Annotated in this window: 15 protein-coding genes and 1 pseudogene; 5 read left to right on the top strand and 11 right to left on the bottom strand. The window is 70.0% G+C overall.

The features are described from left to right. Window positions 1-119: 119 nt before the first annotated feature. The 4 genes from ACIBK1_RS07485 to ACIBK1_RS07470 form a co-directional block, all read right to left on the bottom strand. Entirely contained in the window at window positions 120-710 is a 591-nt protein-coding gene (locus ACIBK1_RS07485; protein ID WP_030510862.1) for a dihydrofolate reductase family protein, read from the bottom strand. 80 nt (window positions 711-790) lie between these two features. Continuing rightward, a complete protein-coding gene (locus tag ACIBK1_RS07480) occupies window positions 791-1555 on the bottom strand; it encodes an NAD(P)H-binding protein (protein WP_030510861.1) in 765 nt (254 codons plus the stop codon). Beyond that, the gene (locus ACIBK1_RS07475) at window positions 1552-2640 is read right to left on the bottom strand and encodes a patatin-like phospholipase family protein (RefSeq protein ID WP_396733173.1); all 1089 of its coding nucleotides are present in this window, start codon (window positions 2638-2640) and stop codon (window positions 1552-1554) included. Before ACIBK1_RS07475 ends, ACIBK1_RS07480 begins: the two co-directional genes overlap by 4 nt. 91 nt (window positions 2641-2731) lie before the next feature. Beyond that, window positions 2732-3133, bottom strand: a complete 402-nt coding sequence (locus tag ACIBK1_RS07470; protein WP_030510859.1) for a VOC family protein — start codon at window positions 3131-3133, stop codon at window positions 2732-2734. A 167-nt stretch (window positions 3134-3300) separates the two neighbouring features. On the opposite strand from ACIBK1_RS07470, the gene ACIBK1_RS07465 reads away from it, so the two are divergent. Beyond that, the gene (locus ACIBK1_RS07465; RefSeq protein WP_030510858.1) at window positions 3301-3945 is read left to right on the top strand and encodes a hypothetical protein; all 645 of its coding nucleotides are present in this window, start codon (window positions 3301-3303) and stop codon (window positions 3943-3945) included. Window positions 3946-4002: 57 nt separating this feature from the next. Here ACIBK1_RS07465 and ACIBK1_RS07460 read toward each other — a convergent pair whose 3' ends face one another. Beyond that, complete coding sequence (locus ACIBK1_RS07460; protein ID WP_396733093.1) at window positions 4003-4584, bottom strand: hypothetical protein; 582 nt, start codon at window positions 4582-4584, stop codon at window positions 4003-4005. Window positions 4585-4840: 256 nt separating this feature from the next. Then, window positions 4841-5032 carry a hypothetical protein gene (locus tag ACIBK1_RS07455; protein WP_396733185.1) on the bottom strand — a complete coding sequence of 64 codons (192 nt, stop codon included), beginning with the start codon at window positions 5030-5032 and terminating at the stop codon, window positions 4841-4843. A gap of 937 nt (window positions 5033-5969) precedes the next feature. On the opposite strand from ACIBK1_RS07455, the gene ACIBK1_RS07450 reads away from it, so the two are divergent. After that, window positions 5970-6524, top strand: coding sequence for a hypothetical protein (locus tag ACIBK1_RS07450; protein WP_396733182.1), 555 nt, complete (start codon window positions 5970-5972; stop codon window positions 6522-6524). Here the strand turns inward: ACIBK1_RS07450 and ACIBK1_RS07445 are convergent. The 4 genes and pseudogenes from ACIBK1_RS07445 to ACIBK1_RS07430 form a co-directional block, all read right to left on the bottom strand. Beyond that, window positions 6468-7421, bottom strand: a pseudogene (locus tag ACIBK1_RS07445) (DUF222 domain-containing protein); the annotation flags it as partial. The gene ACIBK1_RS07450 and the pseudogene ACIBK1_RS07445 overlap by 57 nt on opposite strands. A gap of 263 nt (window positions 7422-7684) precedes the next feature. Next, entirely contained in the window at window positions 7685-8887 is a 1203-nt protein-coding gene (locus ACIBK1_RS07440) for an AI-2E family transporter (protein WP_396733090.1), read from the bottom strand. A gap of 221 nt (window positions 8888-9108) precedes the next feature. Continuing rightward, complete coding sequence (locus ACIBK1_RS07435; RefSeq protein ID WP_036408251.1) at window positions 9109-10488, bottom strand: acyltransferase family protein; 1380 nt, start codon at window positions 10486-10488, stop codon at window positions 9109-9111. Further along, window positions 10489-10920 (bottom strand): CBS domain-containing protein, encoded by a 432-nt coding sequence (locus ACIBK1_RS07430; protein WP_051762304.1) that lies wholly within the window; start codon window positions 10918-10920, stop codon window positions 10489-10491. It lies immediately after the preceding gene. A gap of 99 nt (window positions 10921-11019) precedes the next feature. Here ACIBK1_RS07430 and fbp point away from each other — a divergent pair, with 99 nt between their 5' ends. After that, entirely contained in the window at window positions 11020-12141 is a 1122-nt protein-coding gene (gene fbp, locus ACIBK1_RS07425; RefSeq protein ID WP_030510852.1) for a fructose-1,6-bisphosphate aldolase/phosphatase, read from the top strand. A 2-nt stretch (window positions 12142-12143) separates the two neighbouring features. Further along, window positions 12144-12356 (top strand): DUF1918 domain-containing protein, encoded by a 213-nt coding sequence (locus tag ACIBK1_RS07420; protein WP_030510851.1) that lies wholly within the window; start codon window positions 12144-12146, stop codon window positions 12354-12356. A gap of 1 nt (window position 12357) precedes the next feature. Here ACIBK1_RS07420 and ACIBK1_RS07415 read toward each other — a convergent pair whose 3' ends face one another. Beyond that, window positions 12358-13002 (bottom strand): phosphoribosyltransferase, encoded by a 645-nt coding sequence (locus ACIBK1_RS07415; RefSeq protein ID WP_030510850.1) that lies wholly within the window; start codon window positions 13000-13002, stop codon window positions 12358-12360. An 83-nt stretch (window positions 13003-13085) separates the two neighbouring features. On the opposite strand from ACIBK1_RS07415, the gene ACIBK1_RS07410 reads away from it, so the two are divergent. Then, window positions 13086-13307, top strand: a complete 222-nt coding sequence (locus ACIBK1_RS07410) for a hypothetical protein (protein ID WP_030510849.1) — start codon at window positions 13086-13088, stop codon at window positions 13305-13307. The last annotated feature ends 2 nt before the right edge of the window (window positions 13308-13309 follow it).

Below are 13309 nucleotides of genomic sequence, written 5' to 3'. Positions count from 1 at the left end.
GGCAGTTCTTCATGGGCTACCGATTCGCCATCTTCAACTACGCCACCCAATCCCTCGGCGGCGCGGTCACCGTCAACCGCTTCGACCTCACCACACCCTGACCACGAAGCCCTGACCGGCTACTCGGCGGCCCGGCGGTAGGTGCACACCTGCACGCCGGTGCCGCCGGTGGTCGCGGAGACGAGTTCGAGCCTGTGCCGCAGGCCGTCGCCCGGGAAGATCGTCTTCCCGCCGCCGAGGATCACCGGCATGACGATCAGCCGGAGCTCGTCGACCAGGCCCTCGTGGAGGAGGGTGCGCACGAGGCTCGGGCTGCCCATGACGACCAGGTCGCCGTCGCCCGCGTCCCGCAGTTCGCGGAGGCGGGCGACGGCCGCGTCGCCGGGGATCAGCGTGGTGTTCCAGGTCAGCTCGTCGTCGCTCAGCGTCTCGGACACCACGTATTTGGGCATCGCGTTCATCCGGTCGGCGAACGGGTCGCCGGCCCGCGCGGGCCAGGCGGCGGCCATGTTCTGCCAGGTGCGGCGGCCGTAGAGCAGCCCCTCCGCCTTACTCACCGTGTCGTTGAAGGCGCCGCCCACGGTCTCCGGGTCGAAGAACGGGTGCGTCCAGCCGCCGTGCGCGAAGCCGCCGTCGGTGTCCTCCTCGGGACCGCCCGGCGCCTGCACCACGCCGTCCAGGCTCATGAACTCGATGACCACGATGCGCATGGCGCTCTCCTCTGTGTCTGCCGGCCTGTGTACACCGGCACCGTCGTGGTCCCCACAGTAGCTACCGAAAAATAAAATTGTCAAGGAAAGGCAATCGTTCGGGCTCGTGCGGCGACGGTGACGGCGGGCCGGCCGAGCACCCGTTCGAGATCGCCGGTTTGCTGCTCCAGCAGCCCCGCACGTATCTGCGCGTTGATCCAGCTCATCGGGCCCGGCCCGGCGTCGGGCACCTCGCGGTAGGGCACGCCGAGCGCCTCGGCCACCTCGGGATAGCTCCACAGCGGCCCGGTGAAGTCGTACGCCCGGCCCAGATGCCCCTCACCGGTCAGCACGTTGGCCGCCGCCTCGGCGAGATCCGACCGGAACGCCGTGTTCAGGCCGCGCCCACCGGTGCTGCTGGTGATCTCACCCTCGACGACCCGCGGGACGAACGCGTCGCTGTAGAAGGGGTGGCGCAGAAACGTGTACGGCAGGCCGCTGCGGATCACGGCCTGCTCGGTGGCGTGATAGGCCTCCGTCATGCCGGTCGTGCCGGCGCCGGCCCCCAGGAAGCTGGTGAAGACGACCGCGCCGACGCCGGCCTCCTTGGCGGCGGTCACCGCGTTCAGGTGCTGCTCGATCCTGCGGGGGGTGTCGAGCTCCGGAGAGGAGATCAGGAGGAGACGGGCGGCCCCGTCGAACGCCTCGCGCAGGCTCGCCGGGTCGTCGTAGTCACCGCGGCGTGCCGGCACGCCCTCGGGCGCGCGCCCGGGGTCGCGCACCGCCGCCACCACCTCCGTACGGCTGCGCAGGTATTCGATGACGAGGCGGCCGAGCGCGCCGGAGGCGGCGGAGATCACGATCATGGGCCAAGTAGACTCCCGGCCGTCTCGCCCCTGCCACTGGTTTTCCGCCCACTGGTTTTCGCCGAGGGACGGAAGCGGGCGCGGTAGTCGTCCCAGTTCCAGGTGCACAGGAAGGCCGCCCCGGCCATCCGGCCGTTGAGGTAGAGGTCGAGCTTCCGCCGTTCGTCGAGGTCGAAGTCGACCACCCCCACGCCCTCGGTGTCGACCTGGATGGTGCGGGCCCTGACCCACGGCTGGTCCAGGTACGTCTGGTCGTGACCGACGATCGCGGTCCCGACCAGGGACGTCAGCAGCCGCAGGGCGGGCAGGTGGGGAACCCCGGCCAGCGGCAGCCTCAGCGTGTCCTCCCGGAACGCGGGAAGCAGCTTGACCCCGAACGTGGGCCAGCGCGGCTGCTCCCCGTCGGGCCGGTCGAGGGTGTCGATGGGGAAGTTGGACAGCACCCCGCCGTCCACCAGGGTCGACACCAGCCCGGTGCAGGGATTGGCGATCGTGACGGGCTCGAAGAAGAAGGGGATCGACATCGAGGCGCGGACCGCGTCGGCCACCCGCTGCTTACCCGGCTCCGCCACGCCGTAGACGTTCCGGTAGTCCCATGGCAGGCGCACCAGCCGGCCCAGGGTGACGTCCGTGGCCGTCACCACCAGGCTGTAGCGCTGGTCCTCGCCCATCCACGGCGCGGGGTCGTCGAGCGCCAGGTCGTCGAACGTCTCTACGCCGAGATCGGCCAGTTCGTTGCCCAGCCACTCCCGCACGTAGTCGCCCTCGAACACACCCCGTTCGAACAGCAGGGACAGTAGCGAGAACCCTGCGCCGACCAGCGGGACGCGCTCCACGGCGGACGCGTCCCTGAATCTGCGGTAATCGACGTCGAACAGGAGCTCGCGCATGCGCTCCGGCCGCATCCCGGCCGCGGCCAGAGCTCCCACCACCGCCCCCGCGGAGGTGCCGGCGACCCGGGTTCCGGCGACCCGCCCGAACCGGTAGCCGGCGGCGTGCAGTTCGTGCAGCGCGCCGACCAGGGCCACGCCCTTGACGCCGCCGCCCTCCAACACCAGGTCGGCGAACTTGTCCATCCCGGCCATCGCCACCAGCCCTTCTCCCGACCGTCCTCACCCGGATCTACCGCGTTCGGACGGCCCCGGGCCCCGGCGCCGCACCATTACGACCGAACGCTCATTCCTCCTTGTCCTGGGGATACCAGCGCAGTTCGATGACGTTGCCGTCGGGGTCCTTCACGTAGACCGAGGTGGCGACGCCCCGCGCGCCGAACCGGGGGCCGGGTCCGTCGATGACGGTGAGGGCACCGGAATCGATGACCTCCTGCCAGTCCAGCGGCTCGACGACCAGGCAGAAGTGGTCGACGTTCGGCTCGCCGCGGTCACCCCGCAGCAGGTCGATGATGATGTCCGGCGACACCCGCACCGAGGGGAACGGCGCCTTCCCGGCCCGCCACTCGTCGACCCGCACCGGTTCGAGGCCGAGGACGTCGCAGTAGAACGCCAGCGACCGCTCGACATCCTCCACGGTCAGCACCAGATGGTCGAAACCCTTGACTCGCATGTTCGGTGTGCTCATGCATCCAACGATGCTCGCCGCGGCGGCCGGCACCAAATCCCGATCACACTACGATCGTCGATTCCTGCGGCCGGCCCGCACATGACGATTCGACACGGCCTCTTCTGTAACGGGTTGCGGTTGCGATAGAAGATCACTTGTACATTTCTCCTCTTTTCGAGGTACACGTGAGAAAGATCCTGCGAGTGGCCGCGGCCCAGATGTTCGCCGCCGCCTTCGTCCTCGCCGCCCTGTCCGCTCCCGCGAATGCCGACACGACCGAAAGCGACGCCGACATCGCCGCCGAGTGGCAGACCGCCTGGGACACCTACCACTTCACCGACACGACACCGCCCGCGCCCGACTCGGGACGGAGCCAGGTCACGAACAGCATCTCGGTCGAAATCGACTCGCCGATGCCGCTGACCTTTTACAAGTACTCGGACTTCAACAACCACATCGGCAAGAACCCGTTCCTGAAGCGGGTCGTCACGCACAAGGAGTGGCGGAACGCCTCGGCGACCTACCGCAACCTCACGGCGATCGAGGAGATCCCGTACGAGGGCACGATCGTGGTCAGCAAGACCCACGCGCAGCAGCGCCTCCACCCGACCGGGTTCTACTACGAGACCGACAGCTGGTCGCTGCCCAACGTGGTCACGCACCAGAAGATCGACTTCACGCCGCTGCCCGGCGGGAAGACCCGGGTCACGGAGAACCTCACCTTCGAGGCGGACTCCTCGCTGATCGACTTCGTCGCCGCGAACGGCACCGCCTCGCACCAGCAGTTGCAGGAGGCCCTCAAGCAGGCGATCGAGAGCGGCGAGCTCTGATCCCCGGGCATCACTGAAAAGACGGGCGTCTTCCGTGAGGGAGACGCCCGTGTCCTGTCAGCGACCGATGCCTGCGCCCCTGCTCTCGGTGGACTCCAGGGTCTGGTTGATCGAACAGTTCTCGATCCCGCCTCTGCAGTTGCCGCTGAGAGAGTCGGTGAACACGCTGACGCTCGATACCTGCTGGACTCCGGCGAAGTCGACGGCGCTGTTGCCCGCGGGCGCGTTCACGTTGCGCTTCCCCGTGTTGAGCTGATACGGCGGACTGCTGATCGTCGGCGCGTTGGCGGTGTTCATGCCGCTCGTACGCTGCGTGCCCCCGCCGCCTCCGCCGTGACCGAACCCACCGCCGAAACCGCCACCCCCGAAACCGGCGAGTCGAGCGTCGATGCGGGCTCCACCGTGACCGTGACCCTTGCCCTTCTTCCCCTTGTCCTTCTTGCCCTTCTTGCCCCCGTTCTTCTTCTCCTCGCTCTTCTTGCCCTGGCCTTGCGGGACGTGGCCGGCAACCGAGACCTGCGCCGCCAGCGCCCGAGGCACCGCCACGGCGCTCGGCATCACGATGAGGAGCGCGGCGACGGCCAGGCGCCTGGCGGACACCGCCACGACGCGGGTTCTCCCTGTCCTCTTGTCGCCCATCCGATCCACACCTGCCTTTGCTTTTGTACACAAGCGACGCATCCGTCCCATACCCCGCGCATCGCCTCTCTTCTCCCGCAGGTGCGATGTGCTGTGTGGTTGCTGATGCGCTTTTTGCGCTGGACCCTCAGCTGGGCCCTCAGCTGGGCCCCCACCTCGGCGGGCCCGAGAACCGCGAACGTCACGGTGTCTTTGGCATGTCACCCCTCGCACCCCAGGCACCGTCGGGGCTACGTCCATGCCGCCACCCGGCCCGCTACACCCGTAGCCGTGTGGCTCGGAGACGGTGGTAGGTGAAGGTCCAGCGGTCGGTGCCGGTTTGGCGGCGGGTGTAGCGGTGGGGGTGCTGGTAGCGGTCGCGGTTGTGGAACTGGCAGGCGGGGCCGAGGAGTTTCAGGTCGGTGAGGCCGCCGGTGCTCCAGTTGTCGGCGTGGTCGATCTGGCACATGGTGGCGGGGAGCGGGCAGCCGTCGATCCAGCAGGTGGCGTAGCTGGGCGAAGATCGCCCTGCGTTGGGCGGGGGTGGCCAGGCGGACTTTGCGGCCCATGTCGAGCACCTGTCCTTCGGCGTCCATGACCAGCCGCACCAGGGTGCTGGTGCGGGCGAGGCGGTGCACGCTGGTGACGGGCAGCATCTGCCCGGTCGTCAGCAACAACCCCGGCGCTGTCCCCAACGCCGTCCCCAGCAACGCCCCCGGTGCCGTCTCAAACAGTGCCCCCGCCGTTCCCGGCTTCCCTGGTGCCGCCCCGGGCGGCGTCCCCGGTGACGCTCCCTGCCCCGTCCCCGCCGTTCCCGTCGCCTGCGTCGCACACGAGCACCGCGCCGCATCGCCGCACCGGCACGCGCCCTGGCCGTCCGCCGCGTCCTGCCAAGCCCGGCCCTGCTCCTCGCAGCCCTGCTCCTGGCAGTCGTACTCCTGGCGGCCCAGGTCATGGCGGTCCTGGCCACAGCGCACGTCGCTATGGTCCTCACGCGTGGTCTGCGCATGCCGGCAGTCCCCCGCAGGCCGAGACCCGGCGTGGGTGGGGTGCAAGAAGGCGTCCTCGGGAGGAGGGTCAGGCTGCGCTGCCTCGGAAGGCGCTGTGCCCGAGGGTGCTGTGCAGGAAGGCGCCGGGTTCGAGCGCGTTGGGTTCGAAGGCGCTGCGTCCGAAGGCCCGTCAGCAGGCCATGCTGACCCGCGCCGCCCGGCGTGCGTTGCTCCAGTCTGGGCCACAGCACGGTCGCGGTCTTTGCCCTCTACGGGCGCGGTGTAGTCGCCCTCGGTAGAGGCGGAGCTCGCAGTGTCGCGCGGCTCGCACTCACCGGATCGCTGCTCACGGGCCCGCTGCTCACCAGCCCCGCGCTCACGGGGTGTGCGCCTATCGGTCCCACGCTCGGAGGTTCCGTGCTCACCTGCCCCGCGCTCGTCGGGTCCTGGCTGGCGGGACTCCTCATCGCGGGGACCGGTGGCGGCACGGTCGGCGCTCCCCGCACCGGCGTCCGCCGCTCCATCGGCACCGGCATGTGCCTCAGTCTCGGCTTCGGCGGTGTCGGGGTGGTCCGGGTCCTCCGGGTCGTCGGCGCCGCCCGCGTGACCGGGGTCGCCCATCGCGCCGGGGACGGCGTCTTCAGCCTCGCCGGGGCCGTCGGTGCTTCCGGCGTGGTCAGGGTCGGCGGGGTGCTCGGTGGTGGCGGCCTCGCCCACGGCAGAGCCGCTGGCGTCGTCGGCGGCGGGGGCAGAGGTGCTGGTGCCTTCGGCGGTGGCGGCGCGGTCGGAGTCGACAGGGTGGGGGTCGGTGGCGGGGTCGGTGGGGAGGGATTCGGCGTTGACGAGGACCAGGAGCTCGGTGGCGATTTTCTGCTCCAGCAGGGCGATGAAGGCATCGGCCTGGCGCACGCTCAGCGGGCGGTCATCGCCCTCCGCCCGCGGCTTGGCGTAGGCGTCCAGCAGGGCCCGTAGCCGGGCTGCCGCCTCGCGGGGCAGGTAAAACTCCCCCTCCAGGCCGCCGCCCCGCCCAGGGCGCACCCGAAGGAACCGCCGCCCGTACTCGGCCCGCTCATCACGGTCCTCCCCATCAGGGTCCAGTACCGCCCGCAGATAACGCCCGGCCTTGGCCACCTCCGCCGCGCCCGCTTTGGTTGCCAGCTCCAGCAGGATCGGCTCGGCCACACCGGCGTGCTCATCGCTCAACTGGGCGGTGGCGGCGCAGATCGCCTCCACCACCCCCGCCGCCAACTGACCGGCGGCGAACTTCTCCCGCACCCGGGGAAGACGCGCCAACTCCACCGCCAACGTCAGCAGACGGCCCGCACCGGCCACGCTCATACCTGCGGCGGTACGCAGCCAACTGCGGGTGGAGGCATGCCCATGCTGCTTGGCCCGCCCCGCGGCATGCACCCGCCCCACCCGATCGGCCAGCGCACACGTGATCCGATCCCGCGCGAACAGCAAATCCTCCGCCTCAGCCAGGCAGACATCCGCATCCTCGGGAAGCGGCGCCAACGCCAACCCCTGCGCCGACTCACGCAACGACCCCACCAGCACCCACGACGACCGAGCACGAGAGCGACCACCCGCGCCAACCCCACCACCATCGGCACCAAGGCCATCGGCCCGCGGACCGTCCGCGCCGGCGGCGTCCGCACCCGGGCTGCTTGTGCTCCCGGTGCCGGGCGCGCCGTCGCTCGTGTTCGCGCTCGTGTGCCGCGGCGGCTGGAGGTTGATGATCGGAAAGTACTCGCGGGCGGATGAGCCATCGGCAGACCACAACGGCGAACCGGAGGTCAACCGGTCCCACCAGCCGTCAGAGAAATTCGAACGACGAGAGCGGTCAGGATCGTTAGTGAACAGATCCATCACACCTCCTCACTAGATTCGAACTTCTGTTTTAATTTTCTCCTTTCGACGTCACTCTGAGCAACCGGAGGACGGGATTTGTTGGAGCCACAGGCTTACGGAACACATGGGAGAGCCCCGCCGCGACCTCCCCCATGTGAACGACCAGAATCGTGCGGCGTCGGACACGAGCGCTACACGCCTAGAGCCCGATACGGTGCGGAAGTTGCGTGACCCGGGCTTCACGCCACCGCGCTCTTGTCACCGTGCTCTTGAGAGAACAGCTACAGCCGGTCCTGGCGGGGCAGCACCACCTCGCGGGCCAGGAGGAGCAGGGCCGCCGCGAGCGGGATGCCGAGAAGGGCCCCGACGATGCCGAGCAGCGCGCCGCCGAGCAGGGCCCCGACGATGGTCGCCACGGGCGGCACGTCGACCGACGACTTGAACACCTTCGGGGAGATCCAGTAGTTCTCGATCTGCTGGTAGACGACGAAGAAGACCACACAGGCGATGCCGACCTGCACCGAGGAGAGGAAGCCCACTCCCGACGCCACGACCGCTCCGATGACCGCGCCGACCAGCGGGATCAGGTCGGTCACCGCGACGAAGATGGCCAGCGCGAGCGCGTACGGCACCTTGAGCATGGCCAGGAACAGGAAGGTCACCACGCCGGCGATCAGCGAGATGATCAGGTTGCCCGCGACGTAGCCGCCGATCTGGTTGATGATCTCGTCCCCGAGCAGGCGGACCCGGGTGCGGCGTGAGCGGGGGACGAACCGGTAGGCCGTCTCCTTGATGGAGTTGAGCGACCCGAGGAAGTAGAGCGTGAGCACGAGCACGGTGAAGGCGCTGAACAGCGCACTGATCACGATGCTCGCCACGCCGAGGAGACCGCCGAACATCTGGGTGGCCAGCCCGCCGCCCGCGACGTACTGCTGGATCTTGTCGAGGATCTGGTAGCGCTCATCCACCGAGCGGATGAGCGGGTGATTCTGGAGCTGCTGTACGTAGTCGGGCAGGTGCTGGACGAACCCGGTGGTCTGGTCGGTGAGCGGCGGCACGACCGCGAGCCCGAACGCCACGAAGAACGCGATGACCGACCCGAACACGATCGTGATCGCGAGGCGGCGGGACATGTTGCGCCGCTGGAGCGCCTCGACCGCGGGGTTGAGCCCGATGGCCAGGAACAGCGAGACCACGATCAGCACGATCGCCGAGCCGGCGCCGGCGATCGCCTGCACCAGGAGCCATGCGGTGAGCACGCCGAGGGCGCCGGTCAGGCCGAACATGAACGGATTGCTGCGCAGCGGGCGTCCCGGCAGGCCGAACGGCCGATCGGATGCCACGGCACCGTCAGAGCCGCGATCGACAGGGTCGACATGGTCGACGCCCGGCCGGCTCACACCGTCGGGGGACGGATCGGCGGTCGCCGGGGAGCCGGACGGCTCCGGCGTCGTCTCCCCCTGGCCGGGGAGCGAGGGGAACACGCTGGAGATGCCGCTTCCTGGGGATAGACCGCTGTCGGACACGCCCCCACTGCTGCCCAATCAAGGTCACTTGACACGGATTTATCCGGACAAGTCGCCCTCTTGTCCCTGCCTGGTGAGAGCCGTCTCCCCCCAGAGCATGAGCACGGCCACGGCCGCGCCGTACGTCTGGTTGAAGCGCCCGCACCCGCCCGGCGATCCTCAGTGCTCCGCCGGCACTCTCATGACGTGACGCGCCGATGCCACGATCGAGCGGCCCAGAGCAGCGCGGCGCCGGCGAAATAAACGGCGAAGAAAACGGCGAAGTGGACAGGGAGCCTCGGCGCGGACAGGCCCTCCGCGCCGGTGAGCGCCGTGCCGAGCAGACCCGCGACGACCAGGCCGGCTCCCGTCACGGTCGCGGCGAACGTCGAGGCTCCCGCCCTCCCGGGGCCCGATGCCGGGCGGGGACCGCCACGTCGCTCGAACGCGCGTCGCTCGAACGCACGCCGCTTGAACGCGCGCCTCTCGAAGCGGGCGAACACGGCGACGAGGACCGCGAGGGTCGCGGTCAGGAACGCGAGCCAGGGCACGCGCAGCAACAGCCAGGCGGCCGATCCCGGTGGCGGCTGAGGCAGCAGGCCGGTGACGTAGAGGGCGAGCACGGCGATCACGACCGCGGTCATATGCCAGAGGAACACCGTCATGATCACCGAGTTGGCCGCGACGACGACCGTCCACGGGCGCGTACGGCGCAGCATGCGGCCACCGCGCTCGTGCAGGAGCAGGGCGACTCCCGTCTGCGCGACCGCGAGGGCGAGCAGCGCGAGCGTCGGCGGCGAGGTGTTCTGCAGGCGGGCGCCGGGATCGGTCACCATGCTGACCGGGTACGGCCCGGGGACGGTGAGCAGCACCAGCGCCCCCAGACCGCCCACGATCATGGGTACGGCCACCCGGGGCCGGGCGGACAGGGCTCCCTCCCGCCAGGCGATGCCGAGCTGGTAGACCGCCGCCCAGGCCAGCAGATAGTTGGCCGCGCCGATCACGCCGGGACCGCCGAGCAGCCGCGCCGCGTCGCCGAACGCCACCGCCACCGCGAACACCGCGGGCACCGCGAGGCCCGCCCTGCGGTGCAGTGCGAGCAGGACCGGGGTGAGCAGGACGACCGTGACGTACGCGATGAGGAACCACAACGGCAGGCAGGCGAGCCAGACGCCCATGCCGACCGTGGCGGGGTCGGCGCCCAGGAGGAGCGCGATCAGGGCCGCGCCGCCCAGCGCGAGCAGGAACGCCGTCGTCGGGCGGATCAGCCGGTCGGTGCGGCACAGGAACCAGCCGATCGCGTCACCGCCCCGCCGCCGGTAGGAACCGAGTGAGGCGGCTCCCGCGAAGCCGCCCACCAGGAAGAACACCGGCATGACCTGGAACAGCCAGGTGAGCGGCCTGGCCCAGGGGACGAACGCGAGGACCGTGTCGCCACCGATGCGCCCGCGGTATGTCACCACCACGGCCAGCCAGTGTCCGAGCACCACCAGCACGATGGCGACGGCGCGCAGCAGGTCGATGTGACGGTCGCGGCCGGGCGGCGTGCGCTCCGCCACACGCCGCAGAGGCGCGGACATCTAGTCGCTCTCACGCTGCGGCTCGCTGATCGCCTTGACCACCGGCGTGAGCAGGTCGGCGCCGAGCTGGTGCATCTGGAGGAGCAGGTCGTCGAGCGTCAGCATGCCGACCACGCCCCCCTCGGCGGCCACCGGAAGCCTGCGGAAGGAGTGGCGGCGGAACGTGTCGAAGGCCACCTCGACCTCGTCGTCCGCCCGCACCATCACCACCTGCTCCGACATCACCTCGCCGACCGGCGTGTCCCCGCCCTTGTCGAGCGCGAGCACGCGTACGGCGAGGTCACGGTCGGTCACGACGCCGGCGATGCCCGGCCCTTCCGACACCACGACGCAGCCGACGCCCGAGAAGTCCATGTGCCGCGCGACGTCCCGTACCGGTGTGATCGGCGGGACGACGACCACCGGCGTGGACATGACATCTTTGATCTTCATGCCGGCTCTCCCCCTCGTACGGAAGTCCGCCCCGCTTGTGACCTAATGCCCTATTTATCCCCTTAAATCCGAATAAACGTTGAGGTGGAGGTGGTCCCCATGATCACGCTGAGCATCATCAAAGCGGACACAGGGGGGTACGTCGGCCACACCGCCGTCCATCCCCGGCTGATGGCCGAGGCAAGGCGGGAGATCGAGCGGGCGAAGTCCTCCGGACTCCTCGTCGACGGCCACGTGGAAAGCTGCGGCGACGACATCTCGCTCATCATGACCCACACCTACGGCCAGGAGGCGGGGCTGATCCACTCCTTCGCCTGGGACACCTTCCAGGCGACCACCCACCTCGCCAAGGAGCTCGGCCTGTACGGCGCCGGCCAGGACCTGCTGTCGGACGCCTTCTCCGGCAACCTGCGCGGCATGGGCCCGGGCTACGCGGAGCTGGAGTTCGAGGAGAGGCCGTCGGAGCCGGTGCTGTGCTTCCTTGCGGACAAGACCGAGCCGGGCGCGTGGAACCTCCCGCTGTACAAGATGTTCGCCGACCCGTCCAACACCGCCGGTCTGGTGATCGACGAGAAGATGCACGCCGGGTTCGCGTTCGAGGTGTACGACCTGTACGAGGAGCGGCGCATCGTCTTCGACTGCCCGGCGGACCTCTACGACATGTTGATGTACATCGGCGCCCCGGCGCGCTACGTGATCCACAGCGTCCGTTCGAAGACGCTGGGCGTGACCGCGGCGGCGACCAGCACCCAGCGTCTGTCGCTGATCGCGGGCAAGTACGTCGGCAAGGACGATCCCGTCATGATCGTGCGCTGCCAGTCGGGCCTGCCGGCCGTGGGTGAGGCGCTGGAGCCGTTCGCCTTCGCCTACTCGGTGGCGGGGTGCATGCGCGGCTCGCACCACGCGCCCTTGATGCCGGTGGCCGTCGGGCAGGCGCATCCGTCGCGGTTCGACGGTCCGCCGCGCGTGGTCGCGTTCGGCTTCCAGATCAAGGACGGCAGGCTGATCGGCCCGCGTGACATGTTCGACGACCCGGCGTTCGACGGAGCCCGGCGACAGGCCGGCGAGGTGATGGACTACCTGCGCCGCCATGGCCCGTTCGAGCCGCACCGGCTGCCGCTCGAGGAGCTGGAGTACACCACGATGACCTCCCTCACCAAGCGCCTGGCACACCGCTGGACGCCGATGACGACCGAGGTCGCGACCCCGGTGGGTGGCTGACGATGAGGGCCTCCGTCGGTGACCGCCTGATCGTCGAGAGCATCCATCGGGGCAGGGCGGGCCGCATCGGGATCGTGATGGCGCTCTACCACACCGACGGCTCGCCTCCCTACCTCGTGAGATGGCTCGACGAGGAGCGGGAGACGCTGTGCTTCTACCCGGGACCGGACGCCCGGATCGAGCACTCCTGGGAGCGGCTGCCCGAGAGTCCCTGAGTCAGTGCGCAGCCTGCCGCAGGCAGTCGATCACGTCCTCGTCGCTCGTCTGGGTGAAGTCGTCGTACCACGCGCCGATCGCGTAGAAGTGGTCGGGCGTGTCCAGGCAGACGACCTCGTCGGCGTCCCTGCGCAGGCTCGCGATCGTCTCGGGGGCGCCGACCGGCACCGCGAGCACCACCCGGGAGGCCCCGTGCGCGCGGGCCACCTGGCAGGCGGCGCGGGCCGTCCCGCCCGTCGCGATCCCGTCGTCCACCACGATCACCGTGCGGCCGGCCAGGTCCACCGGCTCGCGGCCGGCCCGGAACCGGCGGGCACGCCGCTCCAGCTCGGCCCGTTCGCGCCGCTCCACCCCGGCCATCTCGTCGCGGGTCATGTTGGCGAGCCGTACGACGTCGGGGTTCACCACCCGCACCCCGCCCTCGCCGATGGCGCCGAACCCCAGCTCCGGCTGGTAGGGCACGCCCAGCTTGCGTACGACGATCACGTCCAGGGGGGCGCCGAGGGCCCTGGCGACCTGGAACGCCACCGGCACGCCTCCTCGGGGCAGCCCGACGACGACCGCGTCCTCCATCCCCGGGAGTCCGCGCAACAGCTCGCCCAGGCGCAGGCCGGCGTCACGACGATCGACGAACACGGCAGCCATCCCCGCCTTTCACCCTTGTCTTTCACCGTCGGCTCCGGTCGCCTGCGGCGGTAGGGCCGAAGGACCCGGGGAAGACTTGGAGCATGTCCCATCCCGGAGAGATCGACGAGCTGAAAGCCAGGCTCGACGCAGCGGAACGGCAGGTGCGCACGCTCGCCGAGGCCGTTCGGGTGCTGGCGGGCGGCCTGGAGGGCGGACCGCTGGAGGAGGCCGGGCGGGCCCGGCCCGAGCACGCCGCCCGGCTCGCCCACGAACTACTGCTCGCGGCCGGCCTGATCCAGCCCAAGGAGAGCGAAGGCCCATAGAC

The sequence above is a fragment of the Microbispora rosea genome, from assembly GCF_044460045.1.
GTDB lineage: Bacteria > Actinomycetota > Actinomycetes > Streptosporangiales > Streptosporangiaceae > Microbispora > Microbispora rosea.
This window is presented reverse-complemented; position numbering and strand designations above follow the sequence as displayed.